Raw genomic sequence first — 24,408 nt, 5'->3', positions numbered from 1 at the left:
GACGACTTTTGGGAGCACGGGTGGTCCTCTCCCGTGCTAACGGGCGATTCTCGTGTGCAAAGGTGTGGCCAGTTGTGAGAAAACTGCGGTGCCAGCCTTGCCAAGCTGGAATGTCAGATAAGCAAGGTGCTTTTTAACGCATTTCACGAAGTGATTGCGGGCCGAAAGCTTCAGCGGCCCTGACCTGCAGAGTCGCGGCGCGTTCGAAGACGATCGGTTTGGCAAGTTAGCTTTCTATGCGGCGGTTCGTAAACAGCTTTATAATAACCCACCCCACTACGCCGAATAACGAATCTGAATAAGACGTGGACGATATCGAATATCCGCAACTTTGTAGAATTCGACACTGTCTTCGGCTGTAACTGCAAAAAAGTTCGCGGGATGTGCGGGTGAGGAGCATGCGCAAGTAGTGTCAATGTCTTTCATAGCGACATTTGTCCGGGAATTGCTCGCTCAGGAAGTGTCGCACTGCGGGCGTAAACGACTCGTCGTCAAAATTGAGGAACGCTTTACCTACGGTCATTTGCCGCAAGTGCTCGAAAAGTGCTGTTGGGCCAGTTAAGCCGGGCAGAGAATATCCCACAATTCCAGTCCTGTACAATCCGACAAACTTCCCTTCGCTCAAAAGCCAGGTTGGCTCGAACGGAAAGTGCTTCATTCGATAGTTGAAAATCGCACTGAGCACCACCATTCCAAAATGCCGATCCTCCGTCACAAAGTCTTCGAACTCGCAATACGTTTCCCAGACCTGTTTGCGTGTAAAGAGATGCGGAACATGGGATTCGTAGTTCAGTGCAGGGTACTTCAGCCGCAGAAGTGTATCGTAGGTGCGCCAGAGTGAGTCTTTCCATAGCCCTCGTCCCCGCGCTGTTACTTTGGAAAGATCTTCGAACGCTCGAGGTCGAGCCAGAAAATCGCGACTCACCGGCTCTAAGAGGATGTTGTCGTCAGCCATCCAAATGAATTCAGACGATAGATCCGGAATTAGAGAGCCGAGGAATGTCAAGAGAAAATGATTTCGGACCGGCAATCGAAGGCGAAATGGTCTTGCCAGGTATTCGTGTTCGACATGCTCTGTGATCCGGCGGTCATCTGAAAGCCATTCGGGTCGATCACCGAAGATCCAGACCTTGCCCAAATCTTCAACAAATCGTTCTGCACTGCGGAGTGCGAATCGTAGTTCTTCATCTTCATGTTTGGATTTACGAAATAGCACTAAGATGTCGAGCACGACTTCACTCCCGCGGCGTTTGCGGTGACAGGATCTGTCCAAGTTCATTAAAGCTACGTTGAATCTTAACTGGTTCGAGGCCGCTTTCTCGATCTCAAACGTGGATATGGTAGCCTGGTATGTCTCCAGGAGAAGCCGTCTGAGACGAGATTGGCAAGGTCGGTCGGTGTGACTTATCGCTCCTTAAGAGCGGCCTTTAAACAATTCCGGCTGATGTGTTTGCATTTGCGAATGGGAGCTGTTAAATTTTCGCCTCGACGCAGATATCAGCTTGAATCATTGCTCTGAATGGAATCGGCATTCAGTAGAAAAGCACCTTCACGAAGGAATTGCGCTCTCGGCTCGTCAGTCCATATTTCGAGCTTTCAGCGGTTTATCTGAGCGAGCGCAACACGACGGTGCATTTTCAACTTTGTCGAAGCATTTAATGCTTTGGCTTCGGCCTCTCACTCGGCCTTTTTTGGCTTAATTGCCTCAGCTTGCGCAGGAGCTTCATATGTCGTCAGGATTCTCGGGCAAAAAGCTACATTCAATAAAAAAGAGTCGGCGAGGTAGGATAGTGCGTCGTGCGGTCGAGCGGCGAGTATTGTTCGAAGTCCTTGATAGTCGGGATCTCCTCGCAACACTTACCTGGGACGGGGGAGGGGCGAATGGCAATTGGTTAACTGCCGCAAACTGGGTCGGTGACATCGCTCCATCTGCTGGCGACAACCTTGTTTTCACCGGAAACGTGCGCACGACAAATGTCAATAATTTCCCGAATGGCACTTCGTTTGACAGTATCTCTTTTGATTCCGGTGCTGGCAGCTTCAGCATCTCAGGCAATCAAGTGGTTTTGAACGGTGGGGTCGATATTTCTGTTCTGGCAGGGACGCAGTCGCTCGCAATACCCTTGTCGTTGGCTTCAAGCAGCGAACTTAACGTCAGTGCCGACTCCTTATTGCTGAGCGGAAACATTAGCGGGGTAGGTTCTTTAGTCAAAACTGGTTCGGCAGGTTTCACACTCTCTGGCTCGAACACGTTTGCAGCAGGAGTTCAGGTCAAAGCAGGCACGGTGACCAGTGGTAGTGCTGCGGCCTTTGGCTCGGGCACGATTACTCTGGGTGATACGACGGGCAGTGCGAATGCCACGGTGATGCAAGGCTTTGCCGGGACGCACACAAATCCAATTTCAGTGTCCTCCGGTAACACGGGCTTGGCGACGGTCGCGTCCAGCCAGGCAGGTGGTTTTAGCGGAGCAATTACGCTCAATTCGCACGATGTCACTATCTTGGCGACGAACGGGACGTTCACCGTCGGCGCCGTCAGCGGTACGGGCACCGCAACAACGAAGGCGAATGGTGGCGCTATCGCGCTGGGTGCTTTCAATCCGGCGGGTAGCCTGATCAACGCAGGAACAGGCGCATTCACTGTTTCTAGTAGCGCTGCGATTGGCACTAATGTCACTTCGCTCGTTCAAAACAGTGCGACTTCAGCGACGAACTTCACCGGCACACTGACGGTCAACAGCGGTGGAACGACTCTCGTCAACAACAGTGCTGCGCAGTTGAAAGTGACGGCCGTCACGGGTACCGGTAATCTCACTCTGCAGAACAATGGAACGATGACGGGAGGCGGGATCCTGGTCAACGGCGCCACCAACAATATCGGGACCGTAACCAACTCCGGCAGCGGCACTGGTGATGCCACGTTGGCCGGCGTGATTGGGGCCAACGTCACGAAGGTGATTCAGAACAGCCCGACTTCCACGTTGACCTTGTCGGGTGCCAACACGACCTTCGCCAGCGGTTTATGGGTCAAGGCGGGTATTGCCGCCAGTGCTACGAGTGCCAGTGCGTTCGGTACGGCCGCCATCACGCTTGGCGATACCACGGGCAGCGCGAGCGCTACCGTAAGGCAAGGCTTCCTCGGCACCCATACGAATCCGATCTCGGTGTCGTCCGGCAACACCGGCGTTGCCACTATCGCTTCGAATCTGGCAAGTGGCACCGGCACCTTCACGGGAGCGATCACACTCAACTCGCACGATGTCGTCCTAGCGACCTTAGGCGTCGGCGCTCTGTCGGTGAACACAATCAGCGGCACTGGAAATGTGACTGGCAAAGCAAACGGCGGCAACATCACCTTGGCCACCGCGGTCAATCACAACGGCAACTTGATAAATGAAGGAACCGGTTCAGGATCGCTGCTAAATAGCGCGGGCATCGGCACCAATGTCACCTCGCTAGTGCAGAACAGTGCGACCTCGGCGATGAATTTCACTGGCACGCTGACGGTGAATAGCGGCGGGACGACTCTCGCCAACAACAGTGCGGCGCAGTTAAAAGTGACGGCAGTCGCGGGTACCGGCAATCTTACTCTGCAGAACAATGGAACGATGACGGGAGGTGGAATCCTGGTCAACGGCGCCACCAACAACATCGGGACCATCACCAACTCCGGCAGCGGCACTGGTGATGCCACTCTAGCCGGCGTGATTGGGGCCAACGTCACGAAGGTGATTCAGAACAGCCCGACTTCCACTTTGACCTTGTCGGGTGCCAACACGACCTTCGCCAGCGGTTTATGGGTCAAGGCGGGTATCGCCGCCAGTGCTACGAGTGCCAGTGCGTTCGGTACGGCCGCCATCACGCTTGGCGATACCACGGGTAGTGCGAACGCCACGGTGCTGCAAGGCTTCCTCGGCACCCATACGAATCCGATTTCGGTGTCGTCCGGCAACACCGGCGTTGCCACTATCGCTTCGAATCTGGCAAGTGGCACCGGCACCTTCACGGGAGCGATCACACTCAACTCGCACGATGTCGTCCTAGCGACCATGGGCGTTGGCGCTCTGTCGGTAAATACGATCAGCGGCACTGGAAATGTGACTGGCAAAGCAAACGGCGGCAACATCACGCTCGCGACTTCAGTCAACCATACTGGCTCATTGATTAACGCCGGTACAGGCTCAGGATCATTGTTGAATAGCGCTGGAATCGGCAGCAACGTCACCTCGTTAGTGCAGAATAGTGCAAGCTCGGCGATGAATTTCACCGGCACGCTGACGGTGAATAGCGGCGGTACGACTCTCGTCAACAACAGTGCTGCGCAGTTGAAGGTTACGGCCGTCACGGGTACCGGTAATCTCACTCTGCAGAACAATGGAACGATGACGGGAGGCGGGATCCTGGTCAACGGCGCCACCAACAATATCGGGACCATAACGAACTCCGGCAGCGGCACTGGTGATGCCACTCTAGCCGGCGTGATTGGGGCCAACGTCACGAAGGTGATTCAGAACAGTCCGACTTCCACGTTGACCTTGTCGGGTGCCAACACGACCTTCGCCAGCGGTTTATGGGTCAAGGCGGGTATTGCCGCCAGTGCTACGAGTGCCAGTGCGTTCGGTACGGCCGCCATCACGCTTGGCGATACCACGGGCAGCGCGAGCGCTACCGTAAGGCAAGGCTTCCTCGGCACCCATACGAATCCGATCTCGGTGTCGTCCGGCAACACCGGCGTTGCCACTATCGCTTCGAATCTGGCAAGTGGCACCGGCACCTTCACGGGAGCGATCACACTCAACTCGCACGATGTCGTCCTAGCGACCATGGGCGTTGGCGCTCTGTCGGTGAACACAATCAGCGGCACTGGAAATGTGACTGGCAAAGCAAACGGCGGCAACATCACCTTGGCCACCGCGGTCAATCACAACGGCAACCTGATAAATGAAGGAACCGGTTCAGGATCGCTGCTAAATAGCGCGGGCATCGGCACCAATGTCACCTCGCTAGTGCAGAACAGTGCGACCTCGGCGATGAATTTCACTGGCACGCTGACGGTGAATAGCGGCGGTACCACACTCGCAAAAAATAGTACCGCTCAAATGACCGTGACTGCAGTGACGGGTACTGGGAATCTCATTCTGCAGAACAATGGTTTCAGTGGTGGAATCCTGGTGAACGGAGCGACCAACAACGTCGGCACGATTACCAACTCCGGGACCGGCGTTTCAAGTTCGACGCTCGCGGGGGCAGTTGGTACAAATGTTACGGGGGTAATCCAAAACAGCGTTACATCAGGGCTCACACTCTCCGGTGCCAATACCTTCACGACGGGAGTGCAAATCAAAGCAGGTACAGTCACCAGCGGCAGTGCCTCGGCGTTCGGAACTGGGGCAATCACCCTTGGTAACACCACTGGGAGTGCGAACGCCACAGTGTTGCAAGGTGTCGCCGCTACTCATTCGAACCCAATTTCAGTGTCCTCCGGTAACACGGGATTGGCTACCATTGCTACAAGCCTGGCTGGCGGCTTTAGCGGAGCAATTACGCTCAATTCGCACGATGTCACTATCTTGGCGACGAATGGGACGTTCACCGTCGGCGCCGTCAGCGGTACGGGCACCGCAACAACGAAGGCGAACGGTGGCGCTATTGTGCTGGGTGCTTTCAGTCCAGCAGGTGGCCTAATCAACGCGGGAACAGGCGCCTTCACCGTTTCCAGCAGCGCTGCGATTGGCACAAACGTCACCTCGCTGGTGCAGAACAGTGCGACCTCGGCGATGAACTTCACCGGCACGCTGACGGTCAACAGTGGTGGGACGACTCTCGTTAACAACAGTTCTGCGCAGTTAAAAGTGACGGCAGTCGCGGGTACCGGCAATCTCGCGCTGCAGAACAATGGAACGATGACGGGAGGCGGAATCCTGGTCAACGGCGCCACCAACAACATCGGGACCATCACCAACTCCGGTAGCGGCACTGGTGATGCCACGTTGGCCGGCGTGATTGGGGCCAACGTCACGAAGGTGATTCAGAACAGTCCGACTTCCACGTTGACCTTGTCGGGGGCAAATGTAGCCTTCGCCGGTGGGTTGTGGGTGAAGGCGGGCACGGCAACAAGTGCCACGAGCGCAAATGCGTTCGGTACAGCGGCCATCACCTTGGGTGACACCACTGGCACCGCAGATGTCACATTGATCCAGGTCGATTCCATAGCGAACCCAGTTATCGTCGCCGGTGGAAACACTGGAACAGCAACACTGTTCAAACCCTACGTCGGAACAACAACGCTGAACGGTGGGGTCACACTTGACTCACACGACCTAACAATAACTGCGATTAATAGCGGCATCTCTTCCTACACCATTACCGACATCTCGGGGACTGGCAACCTCTACATCAACAGTGCCGGTACAAGAATTGAGCTAGCAGGTACAATTAATCATCATGGATCCATCACGAACAACAGCACACATGGGCTGACGCGAGTGCAAGGCACCCTCGGAAGTAATGTTACAGCGCTCGTTCAAAATACACCCGATTGCGACATTGAAGTACTAGCCGCTAATTCACATCAGAGCACCTATGTCAACGCAGGACTGCTCACGATCGGGCACCATGCTGCCCTTGGCACCGCTAGTAGCACTCTTACCGTCGACGGTGGATCCGCAGAGGTTGATTTAAACGCCGAGTCCATCGTACTAGGCTCTGTCAATCTAAAGGCTGGTATTATCAGCGATGGAGTGATTCAGGCGAGCACTTTTATCGCTGAAAGCGGAACGCTCAGTGCGACTCTCTTCGGCCCGTCGAACACTCTTACCAAAACGGGGGCAGGGACTGTCTATCTGACGAGTGCGAACAATCACAATGGCGGAACATTCGTGCTGGAGGGGACACTGCTCTTATCTGGAACTGGACGTTTCGGTGGAGTCGGCGCCGCGTTGGTAGTAGACGGAGGTTCTGCCATCGCCGATTTGGGTTCACTCACTCGTACCTCAGGATTGGTGACTGTAAAGAACGGTGGCTCCCTATTAAATGGTATCCTCACAGCAACTTCGGTGGCGTTAGAGGAAGGTTTCGTGGGTGCAGTCCTTGCAGGAGCCAGCACGGCGCTAACTAAATCCACTTCGGGAGTTGCGGTACTTGCGGGAGCGAATACCTATGGCGGTACTACGACGGTAAGTGGCGGCACCTTGCTAGTCGATGGTTCCCTGGCAAACGGCGTCGCTGCGATCGATGTCAGCATTGCTTCCGGGGCAACACTTGGTGGCAACGGAAGCATTCTAGGCGTGGTGTCAGTTTCCGGGACTCTCGCACCGGGCAGCGGTGTCGGCATACTGTCAACGGCCCGTATCGCTTTTGCGAACGATTCGACCTACTCTGTTGAATTGGACGGAACGACGCCCGGAACTGGGACAAGCCATCATGATCAATTGACGGTTACCAACAATAGTGCAGGCAGCACTACGATCGGAACGAATGTCTCGCTTTCGATTTCGACTCCAAGCGGATACCTGCCCAGCTACAACGATGTGTTTACAATCGTGAATAACTCCACGGCCGGGGGAAGTGTCTCCGGAACATTTGATGGGCTTCCAGAAGGGACTGTATTTCTATCTTCGATCGGCAAGTTCCAGATCTCTTACATTGGCGGTAGCGGCAATGACATTACGATAAAATACCTTGAGCAGTACACAGTCGCAATTGACGGCGACGAGTTAATCGTAACAGCGGAAGCACTTGGCGCACATCTGACTTTCACCACTGTGGACGTGGGCGGTATTCCGTATATTGCGGTTAATGGAACGCCAATTGTTGCTACATCGGCGATCACGCAATTAACAGTACTTGGGACAGAGGATAACGACGTCTTTGAACTCGGTGGGCTGGACGAGAGTGATTTCGGAACCTTTAGCACCTTGATCGACGGTGCTGGCGGCAATGATCTTATCCATGGCTCATTTGCTGTTGACTTGATCAACGGCAGTGATGGGGAGGACGAGATTTATGGCGGCGGCGGAAACGACGTCATGGCTGGCGGGGGCGGTGACGATTTCATTTACGGCGAGCAGGGCGATGACATACTTAATGGCGAAGGTGGCAATGACACGATTAATGGCGGTAGTGAGTTTGATTTCATCGAGGGCGGAACAGGTGCCGACACACTAACTGGTGGGCTTGGTAGCGACACGATCCTTGGTGGCAGCGGCGACGACACGATCCACGGAAGCGAGGGGGACGACACACTTTATGGGGGCAATGACAACGATCAACTGTTCGGTGACACCGGCGATGATGATTTGGTCGGCGAGAGTGGCGATGACACACTATCGGGAGGAGATGGAGGTGACATAGTTGCCGGCGGAGAGGGGAACGATGCGCTGTACGGAGACGGCGACAATGATGCATTAAACGGCGGAAACGGAAATGACGCCATCCATGGTGGCCTCGGACACGACACCCTTGAAGGAGGCGCCGGGAATGACCTCGGGTATGGAGATGCTGGCTTTGATTTGCTCCTCGGAAACGGCGGCAATGACTTTTTATCGGGCGGCGATGACGCAGATGAAATACATGGAGATGCCGGCAACGATGTTCTTCAGGGAGGCGAGGGCAACGACACCGTTCAAGGCGAAGACGGTGATGACTCACTGGACGGCGGGAACGGAGATGACAACCTCGCGGGGGAAGCCGGAAACGACGCGCTGGCTGGCAGTGATGGAAACGACAGTCTCTCTGGCGGCGCAGGCAATGACTACCTGAACGGCGGTGATGGCGACGATAGCCAAGCTGGCGGTGGTGGCATCGATGCAAACGACGGTGGAAGCGGAAATAACGAGTACCAAGACGATGGTGGCGGCTATGAGTGGTTAGACAAATCGGGTTCTGGAACGGGCGAGCGGGCTCTTTATGACAGCGATCCTTGCCCCGACTGCCCACCTGCCCCAGAGGGCACCGGAGCAAATACGGCCGGCGGCAGAGGTTATAACAGCAAGGACAATCCACACCCCATTATCGCACAGAACGTAATCTTTGCCGCGAGCGCACTATCTTCTAGCTTGATTAAGGTGAATTTGACGCTTGCGGATCTCGTAATTGACACCGTTTATTACGATCCAGCGTCGATTGTTCCCGACGAACCAATGCGCATCTCGTTTGTCGTTGACGCGTCGACATTAGAGGCGTCGCGTTATCGCTGGACTATGACAGTCACCGAGGACTATCCGAGTCTTCCAGACGTCGTTCGCACCTTTGATGGCTATCAAGACATCGTCAACCGCATCGACAGCGAATTCGGAAATCGCTGGTTCCCTGTCGATGTTGATCGTATCGTTCAGCAAGAAAATGGCCTGCTGTTGATCCTTCCGGATAACCGTACACATTGGTTTGGAAAGCAGACGAACGGTACTTACATCGCGGAAGCCGGAGAAATTGGTTTCTCGGTAATCACCTACGATTCTCCATCCGGCCAATACACGCTTACCCAAAAAGATAACGCGAGTAGTGTCTTCAACTCATTGGGATACATTGTATCACGCTTCGATACACGTGGACGAGAGACAGTCTACGATTACACTGACGCCGACGGAGACCATGCCGAAAATGAACTTTGGAAGCGGACCGATCCTTACGGTAGGCTAACTACCTACTCCTATTTTGATGGCCTGCTGAGTTCAACGAAGGACTTTGCTGGCCGAGTTACAGCGTATCTGTATACAGATCGACTACTCACGTCGGTAATTAGTCCGGATCCGGATGGCGTCGGAGTGCTAACATCTCCAGTCACGACCTATGAATATGATCCGACGACCAGCCTAATGACCTCGATGACCAATCCTGTGGGAGAGGTGACGTCTTACGACTACTACGAAGATCGGACGCTTTCGAAAACAACCTATCCCGATGGCTCGTTCGAAGAGTTGTCCGCAGCATCGAGAAAGGGATCTGTTGTCCCGGGTAACTTACTCGGGAGCCTTGCGGAGCCGGCTTCTCTGATCGAGAGCTCTGCTGTCAATGGAACGTTTTCGGACAAAGCGTCGGAAGAGAGGCAGACGGAGTTCGACGGGATTGGCTACGTCTCTAAGCTGACCGACGCTTTGGGCAATACTTCCATTTTCAATCGCGACCAAAATGGCTTTCTCACGGAGATGATCGAACCAGACCCTGACGGTGCTGGGCCGCAGACTGCTCTGACTACTACGTACAAATATTCCGCAAATGGAAACCTTGAGAAGCAGACCAATCCAGACAGCTCGTGGCGTTCTTGGGAATACGATCTTAAGTGGAACGTTCCCACCAAGTTCACGGATGAACGCAGTAGTATCACTAACTATCAGATAGATTCTGATACTGGCGAGGTTCTCGAAACGAGGCAGATTGTTGGTGAGAACGATCTTACCTCGCTGGAAACCGACGACGTCGTTACCTCGTATCTTTACACTGAGGAACCATTACTTCCGAGTCAGCCTCCCGCAGGTTTGATTGAAAAGGTTACCGATCCTCGCGGTATCATCACGGAGTTCAAGTACACGAGCAGAGGCTTAGTGGAGTCGATTACTCGCGCAGTCGGCACATCGGTGGAAACCTCTGAACACTACACTTACACGCCTAGCGATCTCGTGGAGACCTTCACCGACGCCCTCGGTCGCACTACCCATTATGAGTACGATGCGCTCGACCGCCTCATGTCCGCCACGCTTCCCGATCCGGATGGTCCTGGAATCGGCAATCCACTTACCTCTCCCGTTTATACCTACGAATACGACGGTGTTGACCGGCAAATCAAATCGGTCGACCCGCTGGGACGGCTCTTCGAGAGCATTTACAACGACAAGGGTCAACTTGAGTCGCTATTGGCGCCAGACCATGATAGCGACGGCAACAAAACAGCGACAAAGCTGGGCTACGATGCTGCGGGGCGCCTCGAGTCGTTGACCGATCCCCTGGGGAGAAAATCCTCGTCGCAGTTTGATGCCTTGGGTAGGGTCACGAAGCAGCTAGAGCCATCGCCCGATGGCGTGACGCCTGGCCCGAAATTTGAAACCGAGTACGGCGCAACAGGTTGGATTCTGTCGACGAAGGACGCTTTGGGTAATGAAACTCTGTATGAGTACGCCGACTACGGCAATACGGTAACGATCAAACCTCCTCATCCCGTCACAGGGCTCGCCGGTGCGGGGCCGGCTACAACGTACACCTATGACTCTTTAGGTAATTTGACGAAGGTGATAGACCCGCTCGGTCACGAAACAACGTACAGCTACGATGAGCTCAATCGGCTCATCAGTGAGACACAGCCGGATCCGGATGGTGTCGGCGGCCTGAAAGCACCTGTAACTAAGTATTCCTATGATGCCAACGGAAACCTTACTTCGGTGACGGAACCCAGCAATGCTGATCCAAGCAGTGCAATAACTTTGTATACGTACGACGAACTAAATCGACTCACGAAGACGACGCTTCCTGACCCGGATGACGCAGGTCCGCTCGATACGCCCGTAACCGAGTACACCTACGACTTAGGAAGTCAGCTGCGGTTTGTCGAGGATCCGCTCCAGCGAGTGACCGAATACGGGTATGACCTTCTCGGAAGATTGACGCAGATCACACTTCCCGATCCCGACGCCGCAGGACCACTTACCTCGCCGGAATACGGTTACAGTTACGATGCTGTGGGGCGTCGGATCAGCGAAATTGACCCGCTGAACAACATCACCGAATACAAGTACGACGCACTCGATAACTTGATCGAACTCAAGCAGCCGGATCCGGACGGAGTCGGCGCGCTTTTGTCTCCCGTAACGACTTGGTCCTACGACGCCGGGGGACAGCTGCTCTCGGCCACCGATCCGCTTGAACGCACGACCCTATACGACTACGACAAGCTCGGCCGGAGAACTAAGGTCACCTTACCCGACCCGGACGGAATAGGTCCACTAGCTTCACCGATCGAGCTCTTCGCGTACGACATCTCGGGAAATCTGATCAAAACTACCGACGCACTTAACCGCGAAACCGACTACGAATACGACAAGCTGTACCGTCAGATTAAGGTGGAACTCCCATCTCCCGACGGCATTCTGCCGCGACCGACGTATACGTTCGAGTTTGATGCAGCGAGCCGCCTAACCAAAGCTGTGGATCCGCTCGAGCGGGCAACCGCGTTTGCATACGACGGACTTGATCGCCTTGTCTCGAAGAAACTGTTCCACGAAGACACCGCACCCGGGCGACTGAATGCGCCTGAGTTTGTGTATGGCTACGATGATTCGCTTAATCTCGTCACAGAGACGGACCCTCGTGAGCACACCACGACATTTACGTTTGATAACCTGCATCGCCAGATAAAAGTTACACAACCAGCGCCCAGTATCGGCGAACCATTAGCAGCCCCAGTGTGGGAGTACTCATACGATAGCGCGAACCAACTGAAGACCTCGACTGATCCGAACGAGCGAGTCACAAGCTATCTCTATGATGATTTGGGGCGTCTCATTTCAGAAAAGCAGCCTGACCCAGATGGCGTTGGGCTCCTCATTGCACCAGATACTCAGTACACGTACGACGCCGCCGGCAATCTGAAGACTGTAACGAATCCTATCGGCAAAGTGACAACCTATGGCTACGACAACCTCTATAGACGCACTTCGATCACAGACCCACTCGCAGGTGTGACAAGTTTCACATTCGACGTCGCAAGTCAGCTTCTTTCCCTCACCGATCCCGAAGAGAATACAACGACTTGGGATTACGACGGACTCGGCAGGGTGGCGCAAGAGACAAATCAGCTTAACAAAAGCCGCTTCTTCAAGTATGACGCCGTCGGCAATCTTACCGAGCGTACCGATCGCAATGGACGCGTCATTAACTACGCTTACGATGACCTCGATCGCAACACGACCGAGGAGTGGTACGACGGGCTGACGTTAATTCGAACCATTGGCTTTGAATTCGACGCCGCGGATCAACTCACGGAAGCGAATGATCCATCCGCCGTCAACAGCTACAGCTACGATGTTCTGGGGCGCATCGCGCAAGAAGTGCAGACGTTTGATGGTTTTGCCGATACCCTGACCTTCGATTACGAATACGACGATGCAAGCAACCGCACGCAAAGCCGATGGAACTTCGGAACGACCGAGGAAATTACTACCGATTTTGTCTATGACGACCTGAACCGACTGAGTCGGCTGACTCGAAGCAGTGACGAAGAGGCCACGTTCTGGCACCGTGTGGAGTTTGGCTACAATCGGTTGAGTAAGTATACCGATATCGAGCGGTTTGTCGGTGATAGTATTACTCCTATCGCAGTCGTCGCTACATCTTACTCGTACGATGAAACTAACAGGTTGACTTCAATTCAGCATGGTTCGGGGGCCACGACTTGGGCGGGCTACGGTTACACCTACGACGCAGCCGGTCGGATTCTGTCGGTGGATTCGTTCATAGATGGACTCAGCGAGTACGATTACGACGATACTGACCAGCTGACCGGTGCTGACCACACAAGTGTGACAGACGAGGCCTACACTTACGATTCGAACGGCAACCGCACATTGTTGGGCCATTCCACAGGCGATAACAACCAGCTAATAAGTGACGGCACGTACGACTACACCTACGATGACGAGGGCAATCGTCTGACTCGCACGGACATTTCAACCGGGTATGTGACAGAATATGCGTGGGATCACCGCAATCGCCTGATTGCCGTAACCGAAATGGACGATCTCGGCGTTGTGCTGAGCGCTGTCGAGAACAGCTATGATGCCTTCAATCGGTGGATCCTTCGTGAAGTCGACGGTGATGGTCCTGGAGGTGCCGCTGCGGTTGACTCATTCTTTGCTTATGAGGGCAGTCAGCCGACATTGGAATTTGCGGGGGATGAAGGCGATGACCTCTCTCACATTTATAGCTGGGGGCGGAACGTTGACGAACTGATCGCAGATATTACCCATGGTGAGACGCCCAACTTCGCACTCAGCGACCACCTGGGAACACCGCAAGACTTTGTGGCTTACGATTCTGGGCTTACCGGCACCGTTACCACGGGGCATCGGATGTACGATTCATTTGGAAATCTAGCTTCCAGTACGGGCATCTCGTCCTTACTGGGATATACAGCGCGACCATTCGATGATGCTACGGGACTGCAGAACAATCTGAACCGCTGGTATGATCCGGTAGCTGGAAGATGGATAAGTGACGACCCAATTGGATTTGCTGCGGGTGATGCAAATACCGCTAGGTATGTAGGCAATACTCCAACGTCGTTCGTCGACTCGAATGGCCTAATCGAGAGGCGAGGAGACATACTACGGGACCTTGGAAATGATCGCAATGATGTAAGCGGAACACGATTTGACGCCGCTCGAATGCAAGCTTCGTATAATGATGGTGTCGAGACGGCCCAGTTGGCGCAAAAAGGTCTTGCTACGATCGGGGGCTTTGATTCACTCATTGATGCTGTCGAGTTGCTTACCGGGAGGGATGGTTACGACCCCAATCAGCGAAAGCTGACTGGGGATGAGAGGGCAGATAGAGCAAAATCACTTTTCATGAGTTTTGCTCCAATGCCGCTAATGGCGGGACGGCTGCGGGGTGCGAGTCGTGCGGCGAAAAAGCCTCCTAAGCTAGCGGCACCTTTAAAAGCGATCCCTTGTCCGCCCATTCTTCAGAAACTGACGAATCACTCCCCTACAAACGCTGCCAGTACACTTCGGAATGCAGCTGACAATGTAACGGATACTTCAGCCACTTTGAGCAAGGTTGGAGATCCGCCTGCAAAACCGAAAGACTATGGTGTGCGATTTTTCGGGGAGGAACAAGTTAAGTATTACTCAGGTAACGACGCTAGGCTTGGCAAAGAGGGACAGCAAATATTTTTCTCGCCAGTTGAAGATATGGGAAGTGTTCGCAATGCAGCTGACGCTGCTCAGCAATCCGGTTATGCTCCTTCAGTAACTAACGCATATCTTAAGGACAGGGATGTTTATGGCATCTCGTTCCCGACTAACGACCTGAAAGTGCGACAGCCAACAGCCGCTGACGCCGGAGGGTGGCCACACTTCCTTGAGGGAGGCAATACGGCCGTGAGGCTGCCTGGTGAAAATGGCGGTTATATGCTAAATTCGACCAAAGAGTTCGTAACGCCTGCGGGGCCAGTTCCTTCTGGTTCTGTACTATTTAAGCTGGGGGCTAATGGAGAGTGGATACCGCAACGACGATTTTGAACGTTAGTGCAAATGCAGGCGAACGACAGGGAGCGGCCGACTGCACTCTAGCTCAGATTGAGCAGGAATTGAGAGTTGATTATGGAGTTCGCTTCACAAAACGGCCTAGAGGATGCTTTGATAAAGGCAAGTCTTGGTTCGCTTTCGGTCGCCGAGTTTCTGGCGGTGCTATTAGAATCGGATATTCACTTATTGAGTAGCACTGTGATTGGTTCGGACGGTGGCGGTTTTCGACCGCTGCTGTTTGAAAAGGAGGACGGATCTTACTTAGCTGTGTTTACTGATAAGCTGCGGATTCAGGGTTTTGCACAAGACTTCTCTTATTGCCTAACGATGAATGGACGTAGTTTATTTCTACAATTTCCGACAGGATTTGGTATGGTCATTAATCCAAAATGTGATTTTGGGCTTGAAGTGCCTCCGCAAGGTGTTGCCGATATAAAGCGAGATTTCCTTTGAAACGTTATATGCACTTTGAGTAAAAGGTTGCGAGGCATTGAGAAGTAGGCGTCGGCTTGGAGCCAGGCAGACAGAAGCGTTGATCGGGCCATCGACCACGAACGGCGCGGTCGGTTCTGTGGCTCGCAGCGCGAACGACGAAGGTCGTCGTTCGCCAATGTCCATGCGGCACGTCAGCGACCATGCGAGCCAAGCACAGGCTCGATCTCACGGGAGCCCTTTGGCAGCGCCGCGCTTGCCGAAACACTCGGCAGATGGGGAAGTCGGTGAAGACTCCCATGGCCAGGACGACCTGCAACATGACTTCGTGAGTGAGCGGGCGCGACCGCTCGTTTATCTTGTCCGTCGCTTGCAACACGCTGCGAACCACGTCCGGTAAAAGCAACTTTTCCAACGCCGCTAGTCGATCCAACACGCGCCCGCTCTCACCGGGCTCTAACGTCGAACATCGCTGCGCTCACATTTCGCGATCCTCCTTAAATACTTAGTGCTTCACTACGCCCAAGTTACCAGGAGGACGCGACGTGTGACTAATTGAACGGTATTGGTGCTAAACCACGGCTTCATATCTTGAACGCGGAAGGAAATCGAATCATTGCGTCTTCCCTGGACACCTCATAAGCGTGTCGCTGCCCTTCCACCCAATACGCTTGGCATTCTTGGCAACGCCAAAGTCTCGCCCACTGAGTCATTTCGTCATCATCGCCTACCAAGACAAGTGGCGATTGCATGCCACGAAGTACTGCAGGTCGACAAACTGCACAGCCTTGATCTTCCCACGGTTTTGTCATGCGTCCCATTCTACCATCGCACGAAAAGGCCCCGCCAGTTGCTTTTCACGAATCGTGGGCACACGCTTGAAGCATGGGCAAAATCACAACTGAATTCCTTCTCGCCAACACCTTCTACCGCCGCTCCGACAATGGAGGCTGGGAGAATTCCTAGGATCATTCCGGCATGGCCGATGCCCGCTGGGTGCGAGGTGGAACGATGGCCAGGTCTTCGTCGGCGATTCCAAGCCGATGGCGCCAGATTGCCCGGAAGTTCAGGGTTCCCTGCTGCGCGACGGTGTGACCACGCAAGCCGAATTGCTGAAGTTGTCGGCGAACTTCAATGGCACGCTGCCAATCGCGTTAAGTGCCGCCAGAAGGTCTTGCCAGTTCGCTGCCGGCTATGTCGCCGAGCGCGTCTTTCTCGGTTGCAATTATGAGCTTGGCTCGACGTACCAGATGGTGAATTGGCCGACATCACGAGCAAAGCGGCCTGGGGTGTTGCCGCCCCTGAAGACCAAGACATCATTGACGGCACACAAGAGTTCGACACATGGGCAAAGATGCCGGCCGTTACTGCGTTGATCAAAGAAGGTGAAGAACTCGCCGAACGACTTCTGCGGGAACTCGAACCTGCCGTTCGGCAAATTGCTGACATCGCCACGCGAATTCGTGGAGTAGCTGGACGGAATCTGCACACGATCGTGGAGGCCGAATTGCAGAGGAATGGATCACAATAATCGCTTAGCTTCTGAGAGTGGCAGGTACCGGAGTTGTTCAGCATGATCCTGCGGGCGGAGAAGGCGAGACGAGCGGCATAACCGACTGTCGCAGTAGGCAGCATCGGACCTGTCCCGACGGCCTCGGATATCTGAAGCGCCTGAAGTCTCCTCCCACCTTAAAGTAACTAGCAGCGTCAAAAACAGAGAACTAGTTCGAAGAGGGTTCGCTGCGGGGTGCTATCCTTTTATCAACGAAACGAAACTGACCCGCCAGTTAGCTCTCGTCAGTAAAACCTCGTTTGTCGGAAGTCCCGTTCTATCCGCCTCTCGCAAAAGAACTTGCGACTAGCGCCTTCGAAGACGCACGCTCTCGGTTGTTTCGCAGAGATCGCCATAACCGAGTAGGGTCACGGTGTCGCCGAAGTCTCTCGCTCTCTGCCGTCGTGCCCCCTCCTTCTTAGCAACCCGGTTCGGGTCGCCCCCCGATCGCAACCGGCCCTATTGTGCGCAAGAATTGCCGGTCTGCTTATCAGTTGACATTCGGGGCTTAACGGAAAACTCTGCCCTCGAGTTCTTCGTCAACGTGTTTTGAATCGATGAAGTGATCGCGATCTCCGGCGAAATAATGGCGCCAACATACAGGAGAACCAGGAGACGAAAGCGTCTACAATCGTGCCCTAGAGCGTTGCTCAATGGTTTTGAGAGCCGTCGGATCTGCTTGTCGGACGCACCCATGAGAATTAGGTCAGTCACTTTAGAGGGGTTCCAGTGCTTTTCGTCACCCACGGTGATTGAGCTCGACCGTTTGACCACACTAATTGGTGCCAATGGGTGTGGAAAGTCAGCGGCCCTGGAGGCCATGTGCCGCATGTTCGGTGTGACCTCCGCGAGTCGCCAATTGCGGAAATGGGACTTTCACGTTCCAGCCAATAAGCAACACGAAGATTTCAATGAGCTGTCGTTGAGCGTCGAAACCGTGCTTGAGTTCCCGGAATTGGAAGGGGCACAACCGGAAGGAGCGGCTGTCCCGGAGTGTTTCAATCAAATGCTGGTGGCGGTGGCCGGCGAGACACCGATTTGCCGTTTGCGGCTGGATGCCAAATGGCACAAAACCAGCCTGGCAGAGGGTGAAATTGAAGAGTCCTTGTCTTGGATCACCACGGCGGGTGAACCCACCGCGGACGATCGCAAATCGGTCCGGCCGCACGAGCGATCCCGCATTCATGTGCATTACGTTCCTGCGATTCGCGATCCGGTGAGGCAGTTGAAGCAGGCATCAGGAACGATTCTTAGCCGGCTGCTGTTAGGGACGAACTGGTCAGAAAAAGCCCAGCAAGCGATTACGGCTGCGTCCGATTCGGTGACGCAGACGTTCCGTAGCGAGGCGGCCGTCAAACTCATCGAAGACGAGGTCGGTCAGACGTGGAAGACTCTGCAGCAGTTTCCGGAATTGGCCGCCGTTCAGCTCCACCCGCTGGAGAGCCGTATCGAGGATTTGCTGCGACACGTAGAGGTTCGCTTCAGCGATTCCAAGGGCGCATCGTCGCTGGAACCTGAGCAGCTGAGCGATGGGCTGCGATCGTTGTTCTACTTTTCGTTACTGACCGCGAGTTTCCGCGTGGAGCAAACGGCGAGTAGAGAAGCTGCTGAAGCCAAAGACGGTCAGGCGAAGACCTTTTCGGAGGAGGCGATTGCCGCGCCGACGCTGACCTTGTTTGCGGTGGAAGAGCCAGAAAATCATCTGGCCTCGCATTATCTGGGCCGGATAGTGCAATTGCTCGACGAAGTCACCGCAGACTCGGCCGCCCAAGTCATCCTGACGAGTCACTCGCCGGCCATTCTGGGAAGAGTGGATCCAGCACACGTGCGCCATCTGCGCTTGGAAGAAACCTTGCGCACCACAACCGTCAAGAAAATACAGCTGCCTAGTGGCGAGGGCGAGGCTTTCAAGTACGTGAAGGAAGCCGTCCGTGCCTATCCCGAATTGTACTTTGCTCGGCTCGCGGTCCTCGGCGAAGGCGACAGCGAGCAACTGGTTCTGCACCGCTTGGCGGAAGCGATGGGCCTGGGCGCCGATGCTCACGCAATGGCAATCGTGCCGCTCGGAGGTCGCTACGTGAACCACATGTGGAAACTTTTGAATGATCTGGCGATTCCGCATGTAACATTGCTCGATTTGGATCGCGAACGTGATGGCGGCGCCTGGGGAAGAATCAAATATGCCTGCGCGGAACTGGTCAGTAACGGCGTGGCGCGCGAGCAACTCTACACGGTTGGGGATGGGACGACGGAACAAGTGCTCACGACGGAGGAAGTGGAAAAAATGCACACTTGGAATGTGATGCCTTCGAGCTCGCTGGATGGCTGGCTTACGATGCTGGAGGCACACTCCGTTTTCTTCTGCAGTCCTCTGGACCTGGATTTTCTAATGCTGACGACGTTTCCTGCCGAGTACCAAGCAACCGGCAAACGAGGCCCACAGATTCCCACGGAGGGAACGCCTAAGTATGCCGAGAAACTGCAAAACGCGCTCACAGCGACGTTGAAGGGAAATAACTCAGGCGGCGGCACGTATTCTGAAGCTGAGAAGAAGCTCTTCATTTGGTATGCGTATCTGTTTTTGGGCCAGGGGAAACCGACGACCCACATTCTCGGGCTGAATGCGATCGGTGCCGCCGCACTCCTGCAAAAATGCCCGGCTCTGTTGCAACGGCTGATGAAACGAGTCCGCGAGAAGCTCGCGGGCCAGGCGTAGTCTGCGATGCGATTAATTGCTCCCGAGAATTGGATCCCCATCGAGATCGACGGTTTAGAGCCGGCGGCGGATGCAGCGGTCCGCGACTTGTCATCGGGGATTATCGTCGCCGGACCCGGCGCAGGAAAAACCGAACTTCTGGCCCAGCGTGCGTGCTTTCTGTTTCAGACAGGGTTGTGCCCGGCGCCAAAACGCATTCTGGCGATCAGTTTCAAACGCGATGCAGCCAGTAATCTTCGCCGCCGAGTGCGGAAACGTTGCGGTCACGAAACGGCGCGACGGTTCGACTCGATGACCTACGATTCCTTTGCGAAAAGTTTGGTCGACCGGTTTCTGGCCGGTCTTCCCGCCACCTATCGTCCAACAGAGGACTACGGCATTGAGCTTGATCTCGACCGTGCCGTGAAGGTGCGTCAGGTGCTTAAGATGGCGGCCCCTGCGGCGTCCTCCCTGGTGGAGGCGCTCATCCGCAGTGAAGCGGAAGAGGCTTTTTTTGATCGCCAAGTCGTGGGCCGAACGCTCGTAGAATTGACAAACGCAGGATCAGACCATGAACGTCTCGCTGCGGAGGTGTGGAGGGTTCTTCTATTTAGCAGAACTGCCTCGCGATTGAACTTCACCATGATGGGTCGATTGGCTGAGTTGATGCTCCGCAATAATCCCAAAGTATTACGAGCGCTTCGCGCGACGTATCAGTTTGTATTCCTGGATGAGTTCCAGGATACGACCGGGATTCAGTACGACCTGACGTTAACAGCATTCAAGGGATCGGCGAGCAGCATGACCGCCGTGGGCGATCCCAAGCAGCGGATCATGCTCTGGGCTGGCGCACTCGATGGCGTGTTCAAACATTTCCAACAGGATTTCTCGGCGAAGCATCACCAGCTTGCCATGAACTACCGCTCGGCTCCCGACCTGGTCCGAATTCAGCACTATCTGATTGCTGCCCTGGAACCGGGCGCTGTGCTCCCACAAGCCCATCGCCAAGCAAAGGACGGAGGCGGCGAGTGTCGGGTCTTTCTGTATCCCGACCATCGAACCGAAGCACGCCACTTGGCTGAATATCTGGCTGGTGTCATCCAGGCCGAGGGAATTGCGCCTGCTGACGTGTGCATCTTGATGCGGACTTGGAACGACCGCTATTCAAAACTACTGATTGAAGAACTCGGCGGTCGTGGCATCGCAGCTCGAGTCGAGAGGGACCTGCAAGATCTGCTGGCAGAGCCTGGCATCAACCTTGTGCTTCAGTTTTTGCGGCTGTCCATCTCAGCGCGTAGTCCGGAAGCTTGGACGGAAGTGACGGAGACGTGTTTGGAATTGTGGGGGATCGAAGCGGGAAGTCGCACCGCAGAGAGTGTAGAGCGGAAGTTGGCGGCGGCCCGGCGTTTGGTCGGCGACCTGGTTCAAGTGACCGACGGGAATATCGAGAGCGTAACAAAGGTGCTCAAGCAGATCCTTGAGTTGTTTGGTGAAAAAGCTGTCAAACAGGCATTCCCGCAGTACCGACAAGGAACATTTCTGGCCGGACTGTTGGATCAAGTTGCTCAACAACTTTCCATGAGAATCTTGAAGCCGCTGTCATGGCTGGAAGCGCTCAATGATCTAGAGGGCGCTAATTCGATTCCGATCATGACGGTTCATAAGAGCAAAGGCCTGGAGTATCACACGGTGGTTTTCGTCGGGCTGGAAGACTCCTCGCTCTGGAACTTTCGCAAGTCGCCCGATGAGGAGAAATGCGGTTTCTTTGTCGCCTTCTCCCGCGCAATCAAAACAGTGGTATTCACGTTTTCGGAATACCGTCCCCGTACTGAGGGTGGAACGCCAGAGAAACAATCGCGAGCGGCCATCGGGGAGTTGTATGCGCTCCTCGAACAGGCGGGCGTCAGGGCAGAGCAGATATCTACCGCCGAATAATGACGCTCCCGTTCCCACGGGATACGAGGCAGAAACAGAATCTATTCCTGAATGTCGGGAGCCAAGCAACGACAATGATCTGCGTCATGTGCGCTATTGTGGCGAAGTGCCCATGACGATAATGGCAATCGCACTGGCATTGTGAGGATCGCCTTAGAAGTCGTTTTTGCCGTAGACTCCTCGGGCTGTTCACGGCGCTGAAAGTTCAGGAAATGATGCCACAAAGGAATAACCGGATGGCAGAAAACATTCAACATTCATTGTTCGAAGAGGGGTATCTTGTCCGATCCCTCGGCGCGGTCACGCAGCAGCCCGACGTTGCGCTATCTGAATTGGTCGCGAATAGCTGGGATGCGGGGTCGTCGGTTGTGAAAATCGAAATCCCTGACGAGCTTGGTGGAGTAGTCGCGGTATCCGACGATGGCGTCGGAATTAGTCCGGAGCAATTCCGAAATCGCTGGATGAAACTCGGCTATAACCGCGTCAAGCACCAAGGTGAGTGGGCTGAGTTCCCACCCGAACGTAAAGATTGGAAACGCCGGGCGTACGGCCGCAATGGCATTGGGCGCCACGGCCTTTTGTGCTTTGGACCAGATTACACGGTCGAGACAAAGCACTTTTCTGCGAAGGAAGGTCACAGATTCACTGTTAAGCCGAGCAGCGGAGAATCCGCGTTCGATTTGGTCGGCGATGAACCAATCGCGATCAGTCAACACGGAACGAAGGTGTGGACAACCGCAACGTACAACCTTCCGACCGTCGACAAGCTCCGGGACTCCTTGTCATTGAGCTTTCTTTACGATCCACAGTTCAAAATCTACGTGAATGACACGCCGATCACGCTGGAGGAGTATCCGACGATCGCCAAAGAAGAGGTCCGAGTAGATCCGATGACCGTCGTAACGGTCGAATGCAAGGCCGTCGAAGGTGCGAAGAGGCGGAAAATTTCTCACGGCGTCGCTTTCTGGGTCGGCGGCAGGCTCGTGGGCGAACCTAATTGGGGATTGCATGGCGTGACATTCCTCGACGGTCGAACGTCTGTCGCGAACAAACACCTAATCGTCGTACAATCTGACGATCTCTTTGATGAAGTGCAACAGGATTGGACCGGCTTCAAACGGTCACCGCGGATTGAGCGAATGGCGGAAGCCATACAGAAATACGTCGACTTGCTCGTAAACCGATTAATGGCCGACAAGATCCAGGAGAACAAGGTCCTTGCACTACGCGAGAATCGGGACGAAATCGTGAAGCTGAAGCCACTGGCGCGAATTGAAATTAACGAATTCGTCGAGCAAATGACAACTGAACATCCCTTGCTCAACGTCGATGTCCTCTCCACTGCGGTTAAGGCAGCGGTTAATCTGGAAAAATCCCGTTCGGGAATGGCCCTGCTGGAGAAGTTAGCGACGATCTCGCCGGAAGACGTCGATCTCATCAACAATTTGCTCGATAACTGGACGCTACGCGATGCAATGGCGGTTCTCGACGAATTGGATCGGCGTATATCGGTTATCGAGGCTCTCTCGAAGCTCATGGGCGACCCGAAAGCGGACGAGCTCCATTCGATCCACCCACTGGTAACGCAGGCACGGTGGTTATTCGGGCCAGAGTATGACTCGCCCATGTTCAGCTCTAATGTCACGATCCGCCGCGCTGCAGAGAAGGTGTTCAAGAAAGCGATCGATGAGTCCGCAATCGCCCACCCCCGCCAACGCCCCGATCTCATCTTTTTGAAGGATGCAACGGTTTCTCTTGTTGGGACCGAAGAGTTCAGCGAGGATTCCACCATCGTCTCCATGCAACGACTTCTTCTGATTGAGCTGAAGAAGGGGGACGCGGTCATCAAACTCAAACATCTTCAGCAGGCTCAGAATTACGTCAACGATCTACTAAATTGTCAGCTACTCGATGGAGAGCCCTTCATCCAAGCGTTCGTTGTCGGCGACAAGGTCGATAAGAACCTGCGTCCCATGACCGTTGGAGAAAATCCGACTGCGGCGAGAATCGTTCCATGCAGTTTCGGCCAGCTAGTTCGCACGGCTCAGAACCGACTCTTTCGGCTAAACGAGATTGTTTCTGAACGTTATCGTGGAATTTCCGGGGCCGAGCTTGTGAACCGCGTTTTAGGAGAAGGAAAGCAGCAATCGCTGTTTGAAGGTGACGAGCCGGAGGCCAAACCAAAGAAAAAGCGTGCCCGAAAAAAGGCGTAGCGGCTTTCAGGGCATTTCGACTCCAAGAGGAGCCACTGCTCCAGGAAAAAAGCCCACGTGGATACGTCGTGCCATTCGTTAAATGAAGTCCGATCAATTTCAGGTGAGTTCACGTTTTTAAGTTTAGGCCCAGGTTCCAACTTTTAGAGCTGGACACCGGCAGAGGGCTGACGAAATTACGAGAGGTGCGAGTTCCATTGCAGCTTTGGGTGTTGCAGCTGGCGACAGAATAGAAAACATTTGCCGCAGATTGACAAAGTGCTAGCATGCGATACACTTGTACACGTTTCACCGAAGCCGCATAGTGCGGTGGCGACCGGCCTCCTAGCTCCGTAATGCTTGGTT

General features: G+C 54.4%; 8 protein-coding genes. 6 read left to right on the top strand and 2 right to left on the bottom strand.

The genetic code is table 11. The features are described 5' to 3' along the window. Nucleotides 1-412: 412 nt before the first annotated feature. Entirely contained in the window at nt 413-1,231 is an 819-nt protein-coding gene (locus NA78x_RS12375; protein WP_425618762.1) for a hypothetical protein, read from the bottom strand. 559 nt (nt 1,232-1,790) lie between these two features. Between NA78x_RS12375 and NA78x_RS12370 the strand changes: the two genes are divergently transcribed. Further along, a complete protein-coding gene (locus tag NA78x_RS12370) occupies nt 1,791-15,230 on the top strand; it encodes an RHS repeat-associated core domain-containing protein (protein WP_425618761.1) in 13,440 nt (4,479 codons plus the stop codon). An 81-nt stretch (nt 15,231-15,311) separates the two neighbouring features. Continuing rightward, nucleotides 15,312-15,689, top strand: a complete 378-nt coding sequence (locus NA78x_RS12365) for an SseB family protein (RefSeq protein ID WP_425619445.1) — start codon at nt 15,312-15,314, stop codon at nt 15,687-15,689. A 4-nt stretch (nt 15,690-15,693) separates the two neighbouring features. On the opposite strand, the gene NA78x_RS12360 is transcribed toward NA78x_RS12365, so the two are convergent. Next, nucleotides 15,694-16,104, bottom strand: a complete 411-nt coding sequence (locus NA78x_RS12360) for a transposase domain-containing protein (protein ID WP_425618760.1) — start codon at nt 16,102-16,104, stop codon at nt 15,694-15,696. A gap of 822 nt (nt 16,105-16,926) precedes the next feature. Between NA78x_RS12360 and NA78x_RS12355 the strand changes: the two genes are divergently transcribed. The 4 genes from NA78x_RS12355 (at nt 16,927) to NA78x_RS12340 (ending at nt 24,063) form a co-directional block, all read left to right on the top strand. After that, nucleotides 16,927-17,199 (top strand): hypothetical protein, encoded by a 273-nt coding sequence (locus NA78x_RS12355; RefSeq protein ID WP_425618759.1) that lies wholly within the window; start codon nt 16,927-16,929, stop codon nt 17,197-17,199. 583 nt (nt 17,200-17,782) lie between these two features. Then, nucleotides 17,783-19,936, top strand: coding sequence for an ATP-dependent nuclease (locus NA78x_RS12350; protein ID WP_425618758.1), 2,154 nt, complete (start codon nt 17,783-17,785; stop codon nt 19,934-19,936). Between the two features lie 6 nt (nt 19,937-19,942). Beyond that, nucleotides 19,943-21,850 carry a UvrD-helicase domain-containing protein gene (locus NA78x_RS12345; RefSeq protein ID WP_425618757.1) on the top strand — a complete coding sequence of 636 codons (1,908 nt, stop codon included), beginning with the start codon at nt 19,943-19,945 and terminating at the stop codon, nt 21,848-21,850. 236 nt (nt 21,851-22,086) lie between these two features. Next, nucleotides 22,087-24,063: an ATP-binding protein gene (locus tag NA78x_RS12340; RefSeq protein ID WP_425618756.1), complete on the top strand. Its 1,977-nt coding sequence runs from the start codon at nt 22,087-22,089 to the stop codon at nt 24,061-24,063. Nucleotides 24,064-24,408 lie beyond the last annotated feature (345 nt).

The sequence above is a fragment of the Anatilimnocola aquadivae genome, from assembly GCF_049819085.1.
Lineage (GTDB): Bacteria > Planctomycetota > Planctomycetia > Pirellulales > Pirellulaceae > Anatilimnocola.
This window is presented reverse-complemented; position numbering and strand designations above follow the sequence as displayed.

Coding starts and splice junctions, on each gene's coding strand:
- NA78x_RS12365 (WP_425619445.1), top strand. CDS start 15,312: ATGGAGTTCGCTTCACAAAACGGCCTAGAGGATGCTTTGATAAAGGCA.
- NA78x_RS12345 (WP_425618757.1), top strand. CDS start 19,943: ATGCGATTAATTGCTCCCGAGAATTGGATCCCCATCGAGATCGACGGT.
- NA78x_RS12340 (WP_425618756.1), top strand. CDS start 22,087: ATGGCAGAAAACATTCAACATTCATTGTTCGAAGAGGGGTATCTTGTC.